Raw genomic sequence first — 16,170 nt, 5'->3', positions numbered from 1 at the left:
CGCTGACCCGCCAGGGCGCGTGCTGACCCCAAGCAGTGCGCCGACTCACGGAGCCGTGCGCCGGCGCACCAAGCCGCACGCCGGCACACCCGAGCCGCGCGCCGGTGGCACGACAAGGGGCCCGCGCCTTCCGGCGGGGCCCCTTCCACGTCCGTACGGCGGCGCAGCCGCCGCACACGACGCGTCAGCGCTTGTGCTGGGCGTCCGCGACCGTGACCTCGACGCGCTGGAACTCCTTGAGCTCGCTGTAGCCCGTCGTCGCCATGGCCCGGCGCAGCGCGCCGAAGAAGTTCATCGAGCCGTCGGGCGAGTGGGAGGGGCCGGCCAGGATCTCCTCGGTGGTGCCGACGATGCCGAGGTCGACCAGCTTGCCGCGCGGCACGTCCTCGTGGACGGCCTCCATGCCCCAGTGGTGGCCCTTGCCCGGTGCGTCGGTCGCGCGCGCCAGCGGGGAGCCGATCATCACCGAGTCGGCGCCGCAGGCGATCGCCTTGGGCAGGTCGCCGGACCAGCCCACGCCGCCGTCCGCGATGACGTGCACGTACCGGCCGCCGGACTCGTCCATGTAGTCCCGGCGGGCGGCGGCGACGTCGGCCACCGCGGTCGCCATCGGCACCTGGATGCCCAGCACGTTGCGCGTGGTGTGCGCGGCGCCGCCGCCGAAGCCCACCAGCACGCCCGCCGCGCCGGTGCGCATCAGGTGCAGGGCGGCCGTGTAGGTGGCGCAGCCGCCGACGATCACGGGGACGTCGAGCTCGTAGATGAACTGCTTGAGGTTCAGCGGCTCGGCCGCGCCGGAGACGTGCTCGGCGGAGACGGTCGTCCCGCGGATGACGAAGATGTCGACGCCGGCGTCGACGACGGCCTTGGAGAACTGGGCCGTGCGCTGCGGGGAGAGCGCGGCCGCGGTGACCACGCCCGAGTCGCGCACCTCCTTGATGCGCCGCCCGATCAGCTCCTCCTGGATCGGCGCCGCGTAGATCTCCTGCAGACGGCGGGTCGCGGTCTCCGCGGGGAGCTCGGCGATCTCGTCGAGCAGCGGCTGCGGGTCCTCGTAGCGGGTCCACAGGCCCTCGAGGTTCAGCACGCCGAGGCCGCCGAGCTGGCCGATGCGGATCGCGGTCTGCGGCGAGACCACCGAGTCCATGGGGGCGGCCAGGAACGGCAGCTCGAAGCGGTAGGCGTCGATCTGCCAGGCGATCGAGACCTCCTTCGGGTCCCGGGTGCGCCGGCTCGGTACGACGGCGATGTCGTCGAACGCGTACGCCCTGCGGCCGCGCTTGCCGCGCCCGATCTCGATCTCAGTCACGATGTGTGGCCTTTCCCTCTACGTCTGCGCCTACCAGTATCCCCGACACGCGCGTGAGGAGCGGTTCCGGTATCCGGCCGGAACCGCCCCTCACGCGTGCGTACGGGCGCCGCCGCGTCCCGCGGCTACCTCTTGCTGCTGTAGTTCGGCGCCTCGACGGTCATCTGGATGTCGTGCGGGTGGCTCTCCTTGAGACCGGCGGAGGTGATCCGCACGAACCGGCCGCGCTCCTGGAGCTCCGGGACCGTGCGTCCGCCGACGTAGAACATCGACTGGCGCAGTCCGCCGACGAGCTGGTGGACGACCGCGGACAGCGGGCCGCGGAAGGGGACCTGGCCCTCGATGCCCTCGGGGACCAGCTTCTCGTCGGAGGCGACGCCCTCCTGGAAGTACCGGTCCTTGGAGAAGGAGCGCTGCTCGCCGCGCGACTGCATGGCGCCGAGGGAGCCCATGCCGCGGTACGACTTGAACTGCTTGCCGTTGATGAACATCAGCTCGCCCGGCGACTCCTCGCAGCCCGCGAGCAGCGAGCCCAGCATCACCGTGTCGGCGCCGGCGACCAGGGCCTTGGCGATGTCGCCGGAGTACTGCAGGCCGCCGTCGCCGATGACGGGGACGCCGGCCGCCTTGGCGGCGAGGGACGCCTCGTAGATGGCGGTGACCTGCGGGACGCCGATGCCGGCGACGACGCGGGTGGTGCAGATGGAGCCGGGCCCGACACCCACCTTGATGCCGTCGACACCGGCGTCGACGAGCGCCTGCGCGCCGTCGCGGGTGGCGACGTTGCCGCCGATGACGTCCACCGTGGAGTTCGACTTGATCTTGGCGACCATCTCGCCGACCAGCCGGGAGTGGCCGTGCGCGGTGTCGACGACGATGAAGTCGACGCCCGCCTCGATCAGCGCCTGGGCGCGCTCGAAGGCGTCACCCGCGACACCGACGGCGGCACCGACGAGCAGGCGGCCTTCCTTGTCCTTCGCGGCGTTCGGGTACTTCTCCGCCTTGACGAAGTCCTTGACGGTGATGAGGCCCTTGAGGATGCCCGCGTCGTCGACGAGCGGCAGCTTCTCGATCTTGTGGCGGCGCAGCAGCTCCATGGCGTCCACGCCGGAGATGCCGACCGTGCCGGTGACCAGCGGCATCGGCGTCATGACGTCGCGCACCTGCTGGCTGCGGTCGGTCTCGAAGGCCATGTCGCGGTTGGTGACGATGCCGAGCAGCTTGCCCGCCGGGTCGGTGACGGGCACGCCGCTGATGCGGAACTTGGCGCAGATGGCGTCGGCCTCGGCGAGGGTCGCCTCCGGGCGGACCGTGATCGGGTCGGTGACCATGCCGGACTCGGAGCGCTTCACCAGGTCGACCTGGTTGGCCTGGTCGGCGATGGAGAGGTTGCGGTGGAGGACACCGACACCGCCCTGGCGGGCCATGGCGATGGCCATGCGCGACTCGGTGACCTTGTCCATCGCCGCGGACAGCAGCGGGATGTTCACCCGTACGTTCTTGGAGATGTACGAGGAAGTGTCGATCTGGTCGGGTGCCATGTCGGACGCGCCGGGCAACAGCAGCACGTCGTCGTAGGTCAGCCCGAGTGTCGCGAATTTCTCGGGCACTCCGTCGACGTTGGCAGTCATGACACCTTCCCCAAATGGCCTTGATCGGTGCGGATGTCCATGCTAACGGGCTGCGGCCGTGTCTCATTCCACGAGCAAGATCACCCGGAAGGTTTGGACGTTCACACGTACGGACGCGGCCGTCGGGTCGTACGGCGGCTCACCGTGCGGGCGCGGTCCGTCACGCTGCGCCGCGGTTCCGCGGCATCCGCCCCGGTTCGCCCCGGCGCGCCCCCGGGAGGCCGCGCGGCTCCGGTGCGGCCGTCACTGCTCGGCGAGCGCGCGCAGACGGCTGAGCGCCCGGTGCTGCGCCACCCGTACGGCACCGGGGGACATGCCGAGCATCTGTCCGGTCTCCTCGGCGGTCAGGCCGACGGCGACGCGCAGTACCAGCAGCTCGCGCTGGTTCTCGGGAAGGTTGGCGAGGAGCTTCTTGGCCCACTCGGCGTCGTCGCTGAGCAGGGCCCGCTCCTCCGGCCCGAGGGAGTCGTCGGGGCGCTCGGGCATCTCGTCGGACGGCACGGCGGTGGATCCCGGGTGGCGCATGGCGGCCCGCTGGAGATCGGCGACCTTGTGCCCGGCGATGGCGAAGACGAACGCCTCGAACGGGCGTCCGGTGTCCTTGTAGCGGGGCAGGGCCATCAGGACGGCGACGCAGACCTCCTGGGCGAGGTCCTCGACGAAGTGCCGCGCGTCGCCGGGCAGCCTGCTGAGCCGCGTACGGCAGTAGCGAAGGGCCAGGGGATGCACGTGCGCCAGCAGGTCGTGCGTGGCCTGCTCGTCCCCTTCGACGGCCCGGTGGACGAGGGCGCCGATCGACCCGGCCCCCGCGGAGGAGGCGGGTCCCTGCGTCTCGTCGTCGCGCATCGGTCCATGGTGCCTTGACGTCTGCCGCTCGGTGGCACCGCGTGCGTAGTTGTGCACCGAAGCGTTATGAGCAGGTGCGCCGGACGTCATTTCCTGCGCCCTCCCCTCCCGCTCGATCGACTCGTCCCCGAGGAACTCCACATCTCAAGGATGCGGCATCGAGCCGGAAACAGATATCGGGCCTCCGCCGCCCCGTCCGCCGGGCGGCGGACGGGGATCCGAACGATCACGTGCTAGCGCACCAGACCCCAGCGGAATCCGAGCGCGACGGCATGCGCCCGGTCCGAGGCGCCCAGTTTCTTGAACAGCCGCCGGGCGTGCGTCTTGACCGTGTCCTCGGAGAGGAAGAGCTCACGGCCGATCTCCGCGTTGGACCGGCCGTGGCTCATGCCTTCGAGGACCTGGATCTCGCGCGCGGTGAGGGTGGGCGCGGCGCCCATCTCGGCCGAGCGCAGGCGGCGGGGGGCCAGCCGCCAGGTCGGGTCGGCCAGCGCCTGGGTGACGGTGGCCCGCAGTTCGGCGCGCGAGGCGTCCTTGTGCAGGTAGCCCCGGGCACCGGCGGCGACGGCGAGCGCGACGCCGTCGAGGTCCTCGGCGACGGTGAGCATGATGATGCGGGCGCCGGGGTCCGCGGAGAGCAGCCGGCGGACGGTCTCCACGCCGCCCAGTCCGGGCATGCGTACGTCCATCAGAATCAGGTCCGAGCGGTCCGCGCCCCAGCGGCGGAGGACTTCCTCGCCGTTGGCCGCGGTCGTCACGCGCTCGACGCCGGGCACTGTGGCGACGGCGCGGCGGAGCGCTTCTCGGGCAAGCGGGGAGTCGTCGCAGACGAGGACGGATGTCATGGCCGTCCTCCGCAGCTGATGCGCGTCACCTTGAGCCTCCAGGCTGGTTACGTATCGTCACCTGAGCGATTGACGCCCTCGGACACCCGCCCGAGCGCTTGTTCTGTCAACCGCCTCCGCACTCTCAACGACGGTCACTCGAAAGAGTTACGGGTCCGCTCTCCCCCTTCGACACTCTACGTGAGGGAGTGCGTACGGAGGAGAGCGAAGCAGGTCACCGTCGGTTCACTCAGAGCTATGCCCCATTTAGCGGCTTTTCCTTCACTTTGTCGGTGTCTGTAGCTAGATTCGCAATGAGTCATATTTACATCTACTTAGACAGTAGTTGTACGGTCGTGGCTGTATCAGCCCACACAACAGCCCACTTATCCGCTCAGCACCGGCTTCAAGGGGACATGCGCTATGGCAGATTTCTCCCGCCTTCCCGGACCCAACGCCGACCTGTGGGACTGGCAGCTGCTCGCGGCCTGCCGCGGAGTCGACAGTTCGCTCTTCTTCCACCCCGAGGGGGAGCGCGGCGCGGCGCGGAGTGCGCGCGAGAACTCGGCGAAAGAGGTCTGCATGCGGTGCCCGGTCCGCGCCGAGTGCGCGGCCCACGCACTGGCCGTGCGGGAGCCCTACGGCGTATGGGGCGGCCTCACCGAGGACGAGCGCGAGGAGCTCATGGGGCGGGCTCGGAACCGTTTGATCACCACGTCGGCGGCATCGGCGGCACACAGCTGAAGGAACGTTTCTTCCCCAGTGGGACACCAGGGCGGCCCGCGGGGCCGCCCTTTTGCGTACGGACCGTCGCGCCCGGCGGCGGGGCCTCAGGGGCGGGCGGCGGCCCGGGTGAGCTGGTCGAGCGTGGCGGCCACGGCGGGGACGTTCGCGAGGTCGGGCAGGGTGAGGGCGACGATCTCCCGCTCCACCGGCGGTTCCACGGCCACCGTGCGGGCGCCGCGGGGCCGTACGGACTCGATGGCCAGCTCCGGAAGGACGGCGACGCCCAGGCCGGCACCCACGAGGCCGATGACCGCCGGGTAGTCGTCGGTCGCGAAGTCGATGCGCGGCGTGAAGCCGGCGCCCTCGCACACGCTGACGAGCTGGCGGCGGCACCGTGGGCAGCCCGCGATCCAGGGCTCGTCGGCCAGGTCGCCGATGGCGACGGAGCCGGCGTCCGCGAGGGGGTGGCCCTCGGGGACCAGGCCGACCAGGCGGTCGGCGAGAAGGGGGCGTACGACCAGGTCGTCCCACTCCGCGACGGCGGGGCGGTAGCGGAAGGCGAGCGCCACGTCGCAGTCGCCCTCGCGGAGCATCTCCACCGAGCGCGGCGGCTCGGCCTCCACCAGGGAGACGCGGGTGCCGGGGTGGGCGGCGCGCAGGGCGGCGAGGGCGGTGGGCACCAGGGTGGAGCTGCCGCTGGGGAACGAGACCAGGCGGACCCGGCCGGCCCGCAGGCCCGCGATGGCGGCGACCTCCTCCTCGGCCGCGGTGAGGCCGGCGAGGATGCCGGAGGCGTGGCGTACGAGCGCCTCGCCGGCCTGGGTGAGGCGCATCTCGCGGCCCGTGCGGATCAGCAGCGGTGTGCCCGCGGACGCTTCGAGCGCCTTCATCTGCTGGCTGACGGCCGGCTGGGTGCAGCCCAGTTCCCGGGCGGCCGCGGAGAAGGAGCCGGTGGCGGCCACGGCGCGCAGGACGCGGAGATGGCGGGCTTCGATCACCCTTCCAATATAAGACTCGCTTGGGCACCGGCGTACATATCCGCTCGACGCTTTGAGGCGGGCGGATTACCGTTCCGGTCATGAGGATTCTGACCGTGAACGCGGGGCGGCCGAAGGCCGTGGGATACACGGACGCGCCCAGTGGGCTGACCGGCATCGACAAACGACCCGTCGACGGCCCGGTGCGGCTGTCCGACCCCGGACCCCGGGGTGAGGGCGGGAGCGGGGTGGCCGGGGACGCGGTCTGCGACCTGCGCTTCCACGGAGGAACCCATCAAGCGGTGTACGCCTTCGCGCGCGAGGACCTGGACCACTGGGAGCGCGAGCTGGGACGGGAGCTGGCGAACGGCGCGTTCGGGGAGAACCTCACCACCTCCGGCGTGGAGGTGAACGGCGCGCTGATCGGGGAGCGTTGGCGGATCGGCTCCGGACCGCTGCTGGAGGTCGCGAGCGGACGCATACCGTGCCGGACCTTCGCGGACTGGCTCGGTGAGAAGGGCTGGGTCAAGCGGTTCACGCAGCGCGCCGGGTCGGGAGCGTACCTGCGGGTGATCGAGCCGGGTGAGGTCCGGGCCGGCGACCGGGTCGAGGTCGTGCACCGGCCGGACCACGACGTGACCGTGGAGGTGGCCTTCCGCGCCTGCACCCTGCAGCGGGAGTTGCTGCCGCGCACGCTGGCGGCGGGGGACGCGCTCGACCCCGGCCTGCGGGACGCGGCGCTCAAGTACGTGGCGCAGGGCGGCGCGTAGGGCCGGGTGCGGGCGGGCGCGTCCACGGGTGTGCGGGCCGGGGCACTACCGTGCGCGTATGACGACTGCACTGATTACGGGCGCGACGGCGGGAATCGGGGCCGCCTTCGCGCGGCGGCTGGCGGCGGAGGGCCGCGACGTGGTGCTCGTGGCCCGCGATGTGAAACGGCTCCGGGACCAGGCGACCGAGCTGCACGACCGGCACGGCATCGAGGCGGAGGTCCTGGCCGCCGACCTGTCGGAGGAGGACGGGATCGCCGCCGTGGAGGCGCGGCTCACCGACCCCAAGCGACCGGTGGACCTGCTGGTCAACAATGCCGGGTTCGGCAACAAGGGCCGGTTCCTCGAAGTGTCCATGGCCGATGAGCTGAGGATGCTGAAGGTGCACTGCGAGGCGGTGCTGCGGCTGACCGCGGCGGCGACCGGGCCGATGCGGGAACGGGGCCGGGGCGGCGTGGTGAACGTGGCGTCTGTGGCCGCGTTCGTGCCACGGGGTACGTACGGCGCGTCCAAGGCGTGGGTCGTCCAGTTCACGCAGGGCGCGGCGCGGGACCTGGCGGGCAGCGGGGTGCGGCTGATGGCGCTGTGCCCGGGCTTCGTACGGACCGAGTTCCACGAGCGGGCCGGGATGGGGACGGACAACATCCCGGGCTGGATGTGGCTGGACGCCGACAAGCTGGTACGGGAGGCGCTGGCCGACCTGGCGCGCGGCAAGACCGTGTCCATCCCGGATCCGCGGTACAAGGCGCTGATGGGTGTGGTGAAGCTGGCGCCGCGCGGGCTGCTCGGCGGGGTGAGCTCCCGGGCCGGGCGCAAGTTCGGGCCGCAGTAGCCGCGGGTTCCGGCGGCCGGGCCTCCGCCGGGAAGTCGGCGGGGCCGGGCGCCCTGCTGACGGAGGGACGGATGCGTGGGCGCGTTCGCCGGGCGCAGTGGTCGGCGGATTCGCCGGGCGTTTCGCCGGCGGATGTGTCGGGCCCGGCGGGAGCGAGCGATCGATCCGTCCCTGCTCCGAGCCGACGATCGGACGCCACCCGTTCGGTCGCGGCACCCGGTGGGGCTCGGCCACGGCGCGCCCCTGCCGGTGGCCGGGGCGGACGGTCCGACGGCGCCGGCGGTGCGCGCCGGGGGCGCGTGGCTCCCGGGAAGGTGGCCGGCCCGGTGCCCGCGGGTGCTGGACCAGGAGGGGTTCGAGGAGGCGGTACGAGCGCTGCACGGGGCGGTCGACCCCGGAGGCGTCTGCGCGGCCCCGGTGCACCACGACGTGGACGCCGTCCTTGTGGTGCAGCGCCTCGCCGAGCCGGGCGTACGGGCGTACGTGCGCCTCGGGGCCTGGCGCTGATCGCGTACGCCGACGAGGCGGCCGCGCTCGCCGGCACACCGCTGACCGCGGTGGCCCCGCCCGAGCGGCCCGGTGCTCCCGTCGCGGGAACACCGGGCTTCCAGCGACACTGGAGAGCCGGACCGACCGCCGGCAGCGTCACGTGAGGAGCCCGGTTCCCCCCATGCACCACGCCACCGACAATCGGTCCGCCGAACGCCCCACCGTGCTCCTGGCCATGGCTCCCGGCATCGCGGACCGCCTGTTCACCGAGGCCCACCGCACCCGCCTCGCCGCCCTCTCCCGTACGGATCCGCACCTCGTCGCCCACGACCTCGCCGCCCCCGCCCCGCAGGTCGCGGCCGCGCTCGCCGGGGCGGAGGTGCTGTTCACCTGCTGGGGCGCCACCCCGCTGACGCCGGCGGTACTCGAACGGGCCCCGCGTCTGCGGGCCGTCGTCCACGCGGCCGGCTCGGTCAAGCACCACGTCACCGACGCCTGCTGGGAACGCGGCATCACCGTCACCTCGGCCGCTGCGGCCAACGCGCTGCCGGTGGCCGAGTACACGCTCGCGGCGATCCTGTTCTCCGGCAAGCACGTCCTGCGCTCGGCCCGGCGGTACGCGGACCTGCGCGTGCCCCACGACTGGCGCGAGGAGCTGTCCGCCGCCGGGAACTACCGCCGCACCGTGGGCATCGTCGGCGCCTCCCGCATCGGGCGCCGCGTCATCGAGCTGCTGCGCCCCTTCGACGTACAGGTCCTGCTGTACGACCCGTACGTGACGGCCGGCGAAGCCGGGGCCCTCGGTGTCGTCCCCGTTCCCCTGGACGAGCTGTGCGCGCGGGCCGGCGTCGTCTCGGTCCACGCGCCGCAATTGCCGGGCACCCGCCACCTGATCGGCGCGGCGCAGCTGGCCCGGATGGCGGACGGCGCCACGCTGATCAACACCTCGCGCGGCTCGCTCGTGGACGAGGCCGCTCTCCTCCCCCACCTCACGTCGGGCCGGCTGCACGCCGTGCTCGACATGACCGAGGCCGAACTCCCGCCGCCGGACTCCCCGCTCTACTCGCTCCCGAACGTCCTGCTCACCCCGCACATCGCGGGCTCCCTCGGCAACGAGCTCCACCGCCTGGCGGACCGGGCGCTGGACGAGCTGGAGCGGTACGCGCAGGGGGTGCCCTTCCGGGACCCGGTGCGGCCGTCGGAGCTGGACCGGTCGGCGTAGCGCGGGCGGGAGGGGGCCGCTGGTGGCGTGAACGCCGGAGGCCCGGTGCTCCCGCGACGGGAGCACCGGGCCTCGGTGACGTTCGGGCGCCGGACGGTCAGGCGTCAGGTGCCGGGCGTCCAGGCGTCAGTGGGAGTGGCCGTGACCGTGGCCCGCTTCCGCCGGCTCCTCTTCCTTCTTCTCCACCACGAGGGTCTCGGTGGTGAGGAGGAGGGAGGCGATCGACGCGGCGTTCTCCAGCGCCGAGCGCGTCACCTTGACCGGGTCGATGACGCCGGCCTTCACCAGGTCGCCGTACTCGCCGGTCGCGGCGTTGAAGCCCTGGCCCTTCTCGAGCTCCGCCACCTTCGCGGTGATGACGTAGCCCTCGAGGCCGGCGTTCTCGGCGATCCAGCGCAGCGGCTCGACGGCGGCACGGCGGACGACCGCGACACCGGTGGCCTCGTCGCCGTCCTTGCCGAGGTTGTCCTCGAGCACCTTGACGGCGTGGACCAGCGCGGAGCCACCACCGGAGACGATGCCCTCCTCGACCGCGGCGCGGGTCGCGGAGATGGCGTCCTCCAGACGGTGCTTGCGCTCCTTCAGCTCCACCTCGGTGGCGGCGCCGACCTTGATGACGCACACGCCGCCGGCCAGCTTCGCGAGGCGCTCCTGGAGCTTCTCGCGGTCCCAGTCGGAGTCGGTGGTCTCGATCTCGCCCTTGATCTGGGCCACGCGGCCGGCGACGTCCTCGGACTTGCCGCCACCGTCGACGATGGTGGTGTCGTCCTTGGTGACGGTCACGCGGCGGGCGGTGCCGAGCACGTCCAGGCCGACCTGGTCGAGCTTGAGGCCGACCTCCTCGGCGACGACGGTGGCGCCGGTGAGGGCGGCCATGTCGCCGAGCATCGCCTTGCGGCGGTCGCCGAAGCCGGGGGCCTTGACCGCGACCGCGTTGAAGGTGCCGCGGATCTTGTTGACGACGAGGGTGGAGAGGGCCTCGCCCTCGACGTCCTCGGCGACGATCAGCAGCGGCTTGGAGGAGCCGGCCTGGATGACCTTCTCCAGCAGCGGCAGCAGGTCGGCGATCGCGGAGATCTTGCCCTGGTGGATCAGGATGTACGGGTCGTCGAGGACGGCCTCCATACGCTCCTGGTCGGTCACCATGTACGGGGACAGGTAGCCCTTGTCGAAGGCCATGCCCTCGGTGAAGTCCAGCTCCAGACCGAAGGTGTTGGACTCCTCGACGGTGATGACACCGTCCTTGCCGACCTTGTCCATCGCCTCGGCGATGAGCTCGCCGACCTGCTGGTCCTGCGCGGAGAGCGCGGCGACGGCGGCGATGTCGGCCTTGTCGTCGATCGGGCGCGCGGTCGCCAGGAGCTCGTCGGAGACGGCCTTGACCGCGGCGTCGATGCCCTTCTTCAGGGCGGCCGGGGAGGCGCCGGCGGCGACGTTGCGCAGACCCTCGCGGACCAGCGCCTGGGCCAGGACGGTGGCGGTGGTGGTGCCGTCACCAGCGATGTCGTTGGTCTTGGTCGCCACCTCCTTCACCAGCTGGGCACCGAGGTTCTCGTACGGGTCCTCGATCTCGACCTCGCGGGCGATCGTGACACCGTCGTTGGTGATGGTGGGCGCGCCGAACTTCTTGTCGATGACGACGTTGCGGCCCTTGGGGCCGATGGTCACCTTGACGGTGTCGGCCAGCTTGTTGACGCCGCGCTCGAGGGCGCGACGGGCGTCCTCGTCGAACTTCAGGATCTTCGCCATGGGGCTGAGTCAGTCCTCTCGTTGCGATCCTCGGCCGCGCCTGCGGCCGCCATCGCCGTGAAACGAACCGCGCCCCTCGCCGCCCGGCACTGTGGAGTCAGCGGGGGCCAGGGGCGCAGCTCAAAGCATTCTCTGCTTCGGGTGACTTACTTCTCGACGATCGCGAGCACGTCGCGGGCCGAGAGGACGAGGTACTCCTCGCCGCTGTACTTCACCTCGGTGCCGCCGTACTTGCTGTACAGCACGATGTCGCCGGTCTTGACGTCGAGCGGCAGGCGCTCGCCGTTCTCGAAGCGGCCCGGGCCCACGGCCAGGACGACGCCCTCCTGGGGCTTCTCCTTGGCGGTGTCCGGGATGACCAGGCCAGAGGCGGTGGTCTGCTCGGCGTCGAGCGGCTGGACCACGATGCGGTCCTCGAGCGGCTTGATGGCAACCTTGGAGCTGGTGGTCGTCACGATCCGACCTCCCCCTTCGGAGATCTCACGGGGTTAACTGTCTGAGGTGGCGACCAGGTGGATCCGTCGTCGCGGGTGCCGGACCTGCCCGTCGCTGTGTTGGCACTCTCCGGGGAGGAGTGCCAGAGCCGAGACTATGACCGCGGTTAGCACTCGGTCAAGCGGAGTGCCAATTCACGACGGCGCGGCGTGTTCCCGGGAGCCTCAGCTACACGTAGTCCTCGAGCCGCGCGACCGCGTATCCCTTGGACGTGACGACGTTCATCACGTGGCGGATCATGTCCGGCATGGTGCCCTTCCAGTCATCGCGGCCACGGAAGTGCGTGAGGATGATGTCGCCGGGGTGCAGGTCCCGGTCCCACTCGCGCCACTCCATGCGGTCGGGGAACGCCTCGGCCGACCACAGGGGCACGGCCTTGACGCCGCAGGACCGGGCGGCGCGCAGCGTGTCGGCGTTGTAGTTGCCGTACGGCGGGCGGAAGAGCGGCGGGCGTTTGCCGTAGCGCTTCTCGATGACGTCCTGCTGGCCGCAGATCTCGCGCTTCTGCTCGGCGTACGACAGGGCGGGCAGGTAGGGGTGGTTGAGGGTGTGGTTGTGCAGGGCGACGCCGGTCCGCTGCATCTTCTCGAAGTAACCGTAGTTCTCCCTGACCAGGTAGTCGCTGAGGAACGCGCTGTACGGGATGTCGAGTTCGTCCATCATGCGCAGCAGCTCGGGGTCCTTCTCCGCGCCGTCGTCGATGGTCAGGAAGACGATCCGCTCCTTGGTGGGCACCGTGGTGAAGACCGGCGGCAGCGTCGCGTCGCCGGCCTCGAAGCCCTTGCGGAAGGTGATCTTCGGCTTGTTGCCGGGCGCGGGGGGCGGCGGGGCGACGAGGGGGGTGCGCGTCAGCCCCCACTTGCGGGCCACGACGGTACGGGCGGCGTGGGCGCGCTTGACCTTGTCGACGTACGCGGCGAGGGCGCCGGCCGGCCCGGCGGCGGCCTGCTGCCCGGGCTCGGGCTGTCCGGGCGCGGGGGCGACGTCGCGGCCGGGGTCGGTCGTGCAGGCGGCCGGGAGCGAGGTGAGGAGCAGCGCCACGAGCACCGCGCGGGCGCGGCGCGGGGTGCGGCGGCGCCACCACGGGAGAGCGTGCCGGGGACAGCGCCGCGCACCGTACATCATTTGTTCTGTTTGTCTTACTAGCTGCATGGCGCCGCATCCTGTCAGCGCCGTGCGCCGCCGCCGCGCCGACACCGCCGCCCGGCGTGCACCATCCCCCGCCTGGCCCACAATGGGGCGGGTGACCGATCTCGCCGCCTTCTCCGCGCTCCTCACCGACGAGGGCCAGTCGCTGCTCGCCGCCCTGCGCGACTACGACCCCGCCCAGGAACTGGCCGTCGCCTCCCGCCTGCGCCGCGAGCACCCGGCCGGGCTGGTCACGGCGGCCCTCGGGCAGGCCCGGCTGCGACAGCGGGCGGTGGCCAAGTTCGGGGCCCAGGACGCCCACCGGATGTACTTCACGCCCCACGGCGTCGAGCAGTCGACGCGGGCCGCGGTCGCGGCGTACCGGGCGGCGCGCTTCGCGGAGCTGGGCGTGCGCAGCGTCGCGGACCTGTGCTGCGGCATCGGCGGCGACGCGCTCGCGCTCGCCCGCGCCGGTATCCGCGTCCTGGCGGTCGACCGGGACCCGCTGACCGCCGCGGCCGCCCGCGCCAACGCCGAGGCGCTCGGCCTGGCCGGACTGATCGAGGTGCGCTGCGCCGACGTGACGGAGACCGACACCTCCGCGTACGACGCCGTGTTCGTGGACCCCGCCCGCCGGGGTGGCCGCGGCGGGGGCCGGATCTTCGACCCCGAGGCGTACTCCCCGCCCCTGTCCTGGGCCGTCGACACGGCGCGCAGCGCCCGGTACGCCGCACTCAAGATCGCCCCGGGCATCCCGCACGAGACGGTGCCCCCGGAGACCGAGGCCGAGTGGATCTCCGACGGCGGCGACGTCAAGGAGGCGGTCCTCTGGTTCGGCACCCGCCCCGGCACGGTCACCGCCACGCTGCTGCCCGGCCCCCGCACCCTCACCGGCCGCGGCCTGCCCGATCCCCCCGTCCGGGAGACCGGCCGCTTCCTGTACGAGCCGGACGGCGCCGTCATCCGCGCCCACCTGGTGGCGGAGGTCGCCGAGGAGCTCGGCGGGGCACTGATCGACGCGACGATCGCGTACATCACGGCGGACGAGCTGCGGCCCACCCCGTACGCCACCGCCTACGAGATCACCGACCGCCTGCCCTTCAACGTCAAGAAGCTCAAGGCGCTGCTGCGCGAACGGGAGGTCGGCACGCTGACGGTGAAGAAGCGCGGTTCCGCGGTCGAGCCGGAGGAACTGCGCCGCAAGGTGAAGCCGAAGGGGCCGAACGCGGCGACCGTGTTCCTCACGAGGGCGGCGGGGGCGCCGACGATGCTGATCGGCCGGCCTACGCAGGCTCCGGCCGTCCCGGCGCCCTGAGCAGCCTCACCGCGAACCGGTAGTGCCCCACCGCCTTGGCGAGGCCGATCAGGCCGTGCACCCACAGGAGCAGCCCGGCGCCCATGCCGTAGGCGACCTCGGCGTACGTGGTGGCGCCGGGGCGCGCCGCCGCCGGGACCGTGAACGACAGCCACAGGCCCGCCGCGCACAGCCCGAAGGACAGCAGGAACCAGGTCACGCTCGGGGCGGGGGCTCGCAGCCGGGCGTCGCGCGCCGGGTCCCGGTCCAGCGCCGCCCACTGCAGCAGCAGTTCGCGGGCCGCCCGGTCCCGGCGCACGGACGATGCCACGGCGTAGCCGGCCGGGATCATCACGGCCGCGCCGAAGCACGCGCCGAGGACGGCGAACAGGCCCGAGAGCGGGTCCACCAGCCCGTCGTCCAGCGACATCAGCGCCCCGCCGACGATCAGCCACCCCACGTGCAGGCCGGCGAGCAACAGCAGGAACAGGGTCAGCCGCTCGCCGCCCAGCAGACGCCGTGTCAACTCGCCCACGGCCAGCGCCCGGTCGGCGAGCAGGGCGTCGCGGTCCGGCCAGGTGCGCAGGTGGACGGGGGGCGGAGGCGGCGGCAGGGGGTTACGGGGCATCCCCCGAGGCTAGCTCCCGCGCCCGGGCGTGCAGGAGCGCCCTCTCCCGTTCGTTGTGCGTGAGGGCCGCCGCCCGCTCGAACTCGGCCCGCGCCTCCCCGGCACGCCCCAGCCGGGCCAGCAGGTCGCCCCGCACGCTGGGCAGCAGGTGGTAGTCCTTCAGGGCCGGCTCACCGGCCAGCGCGTCCACCAGTGGCAGGGCGGCGGCCGGGCCTTCGGCCATGGACACGGCGACCGCCCGGTTGAGTTCGACGACCGGGGAGGGGGTGAGGCCGGCCAGCCGGGCGTACAGGGCGGCGATGGTCCCCCAGTCGGTCTCCTCGTACGTCACCGCCCGCGCATGGCACGCGGCGATCGCCGCCTGGAGCGAGTACGGGCCGGTGCCGGCCCGCTCCAGCGCCGTGAAGCCGCGCCGGATCAGCAGGTGGTCCCAGCGGGCGCGGTTCTGGTCGGCCAGCAGCACCGGCTGACCGTCCGGGCCGGTGCGCGCCGCCGTGCGGGACGCCTGGAGCTCCAGCAGGGCGGCCAGCCCATGGACTTCGGGCTCCTCCGGCATGAGCCCCGCCAGCACGCGGGCCAGCCGCAGCGCGTCCTCGCACAGGGCGGGGCGCAGCCAGTCGTCGCCGGCGGTGGCCGCGTACCCCTCGTTGAAGACGAGATAGATGACCTCCAGCACGGAGTCGAGGCGGGCGGCCCGGTCGGGTCCGTACGGCACCTCGAAGGGCACCCCCGCCTTCGCGAGCGAGCGTTTCGCGCGGACCACCCGCTGGGCGATCGTGGGCTCCGGCACGAGGAACGCGCGGGCGATCTCCGCCGTCGTCAGCCCGCCGAGCAGCCGCAGGGTCAGCGCGATGCGCGCGTCGGCGGACAGCACCGGGTGGCAGGCGGTGAAGACGAGCCGCAGCAGGTCGTCGTCGATGCCGTCGGGGTCGTAGGCGACCTCCGGCTCGTACGCCTCGTCCAGGGCGCGGCCGACCTCGGCGAGCTTGCGGGCGTACGTCTCGCGGCGGCGTACGAGGTCGACGGCGCGGTGCTTGGCCGTGGCCATGAGCCAGGCGCCCGGTCGTTCCGGGACGCCCGACTCCGGCCACTGCTCCAGCGCGGCGACCAGAGCGTCCTGAGCGAGCTCCTCGGCGATGCCGACGTCCCGGACGATCCGGGTGACGGCCGCGATGATCCGCGCCGACTCGATCCTGAACACCGTCTCCACGGCATGGGGTGTGCTCACGGCACCTCATGGTGCCGTACGC

General features: G+C 72.6%; 16 protein-coding genes. 6 read left to right on the top strand and 10 right to left on the bottom strand.

The window, feature by feature from the left end:
- Nucleotides 1-184: 184 nt before the first annotated feature.
- The 4 genes from IH00_RS0123585 to IH00_RS0123570 form a co-directional block, all read right to left on the bottom strand.
- On the bottom strand, nucleotides 185-1,309 hold the full coding sequence (locus tag IH00_RS0123585) for a GuaB3 family IMP dehydrogenase-related protein (RefSeq protein ID WP_031076762.1): 1,125 nt from the start codon (nucleotides 1,307-1,309) through the stop codon (nucleotides 185-187).
- A gap of 125 nt (nucleotides 1,310-1,434) precedes the next feature.
- Entirely contained in the window at nucleotides 1,435-2,940 is a 1,506-nt protein-coding gene (guaB, locus tag IH00_RS0123580) for an IMP dehydrogenase (RefSeq protein WP_031076761.1), read from the bottom strand.
- 243 nt (nucleotides 2,941-3,183) lie between these two features.
- Nucleotides 3,184-3,786 carry a sigma-70 family RNA polymerase sigma factor gene (locus IH00_RS0123575; protein WP_031076759.1) on the bottom strand — a complete coding sequence of 201 codons (603 nt, stop codon included), beginning with the start codon at nucleotides 3,784-3,786 and terminating at the stop codon, nucleotides 3,184-3,186.
- A 233-nt stretch (nucleotides 3,787-4,019) separates the two neighbouring features.
- Nucleotides 4,020-4,631, bottom strand: coding sequence for a response regulator transcription factor (locus IH00_RS0123570; RefSeq protein WP_003948568.1), 612 nt, complete (start codon nucleotides 4,629-4,631; stop codon nucleotides 4,020-4,022).
- A 402-nt stretch (nucleotides 4,632-5,033) separates the two neighbouring features.
- Between IH00_RS0123570 and IH00_RS0123565 the strand changes: the two genes are divergently transcribed.
- Nucleotides 5,034-5,354 (top strand): WhiB family transcriptional regulator, encoded by a 321-nt coding sequence (locus IH00_RS0123565; protein ID WP_031076756.1) that lies wholly within the window; start codon nucleotides 5,034-5,036, stop codon nucleotides 5,352-5,354.
- 86 nt (nucleotides 5,355-5,440) lie between these two features.
- Here IH00_RS0123565 and IH00_RS0123560 read toward each other — a convergent pair whose 3' ends face one another.
- Nucleotides 5,441-6,334 (bottom strand): LysR family transcriptional regulator, encoded by an 894-nt coding sequence (locus tag IH00_RS0123560; RefSeq protein ID WP_031076753.1) that lies wholly within the window; start codon nucleotides 6,332-6,334, stop codon nucleotides 5,441-5,443.
- 80 nt (nucleotides 6,335-6,414) lie between these two features.
- Between IH00_RS0123560 and IH00_RS0123555 the strand changes: the two genes are divergently transcribed.
- The 4 genes from IH00_RS0123555 (at nucleotide 6,415) to IH00_RS0123540 (ending at nucleotide 9,626) form a co-directional block, all read left to right on the top strand.
- Entirely contained in the window at nucleotides 6,415-7,083 is a 669-nt protein-coding gene (locus IH00_RS0123555) for an MOSC domain-containing protein (RefSeq protein WP_031076751.1), read from the top strand.
- Nucleotides 7,084-7,141: 58 nt separating this feature from the next.
- Nucleotides 7,142-7,915, top strand: a complete 774-nt coding sequence (locus IH00_RS0123550) for an SDR family NAD(P)-dependent oxidoreductase (RefSeq protein WP_031076749.1) — start codon at nucleotides 7,142-7,144, stop codon at nucleotides 7,913-7,915.
- A gap of 336 nt (nucleotides 7,916-8,251) precedes the next feature.
- Nucleotides 8,252-8,422 carry a hypothetical protein gene (locus IH00_RS42855; protein WP_158827899.1) on the top strand — a complete coding sequence of 57 codons (171 nt, stop codon included), beginning with the start codon at nucleotides 8,252-8,254 and terminating at the stop codon, nucleotides 8,420-8,422.
- Between the two features lie 163 nt (nucleotides 8,423-8,585).
- Nucleotides 8,586-9,626, top strand: coding sequence for a hydroxyacid dehydrogenase (locus IH00_RS0123540; protein ID WP_031076746.1), 1,041 nt, complete (start codon nucleotides 8,586-8,588; stop codon nucleotides 9,624-9,626).
- A 126-nt stretch (nucleotides 9,627-9,752) separates the two neighbouring features.
- Here the strand turns inward: IH00_RS0123540 and groL are convergent, their stop codons facing one another.
- From groL to IH00_RS0123525, 3 genes are all read right to left on the bottom strand, one after another.
- Nucleotides 9,753-11,375, bottom strand: coding sequence for a chaperonin GroEL (groL, locus tag IH00_RS0123535; RefSeq protein WP_031076745.1), 1,623 nt, complete (start codon nucleotides 11,373-11,375; stop codon nucleotides 9,753-9,755).
- Between the two features lie 146 nt (nucleotides 11,376-11,521).
- Nucleotides 11,522-11,830: a co-chaperone GroES gene (gene groES / locus IH00_RS0123530; protein ID WP_010471835.1), complete on the bottom strand. Its 309-nt coding sequence runs from the start codon at nucleotides 11,828-11,830 to the stop codon at nucleotides 11,522-11,524.
- Nucleotides 11,831-12,038: 208 nt separating this feature from the next.
- On the bottom strand, nucleotides 12,039-12,992 hold the full coding sequence (locus IH00_RS0123525) for a polysaccharide deacetylase family protein (RefSeq protein ID WP_234334934.1): 954 nt from the start codon (nucleotides 12,990-12,992) through the stop codon (nucleotides 12,039-12,041).
- Nucleotides 12,993-13,104: 112 nt separating this feature from the next.
- Here IH00_RS0123525 and IH00_RS0123520 point away from each other — a divergent pair, with 112 nt between their 5' ends.
- Nucleotides 13,105-14,313, top strand: coding sequence for a class I SAM-dependent methyltransferase (locus tag IH00_RS0123520; protein ID WP_052411585.1), 1,209 nt, complete (start codon nucleotides 13,105-13,107; stop codon nucleotides 14,311-14,313).
- On the opposite strand, the gene IH00_RS0123515 is transcribed toward IH00_RS0123520, so the two are convergent.
- Nucleotides 14,282-14,920, bottom strand: coding sequence for a hypothetical protein (locus IH00_RS0123515; protein WP_031076741.1), 639 nt, complete (start codon nucleotides 14,918-14,920; stop codon nucleotides 14,282-14,284). The two genes, IH00_RS0123520 and IH00_RS0123515, sit on opposite strands and share 32 nt — an antisense overlap.
- Nucleotides 14,910-16,148 (bottom strand): RNA polymerase sigma factor, encoded by a 1,239-nt coding sequence (locus IH00_RS0123510; RefSeq protein WP_031076739.1) that lies wholly within the window; start codon nucleotides 16,146-16,148, stop codon nucleotides 14,910-14,912. The genes IH00_RS0123515 and IH00_RS0123510 overlap by 11 nt, the downstream gene beginning before the upstream one ends.
- Nucleotides 16,149-16,170 lie beyond the last annotated feature (22 nt).

This window comes from Streptomyces sp. NRRL S-118 (genome assembly GCF_000716335.1).
Classification (GTDB): Bacteria; Actinomycetota; Actinomycetes; order Streptomycetales; family Streptomycetaceae; genus Streptomyces.
This window is presented reverse-complemented; position numbering and strand designations above follow the sequence as displayed.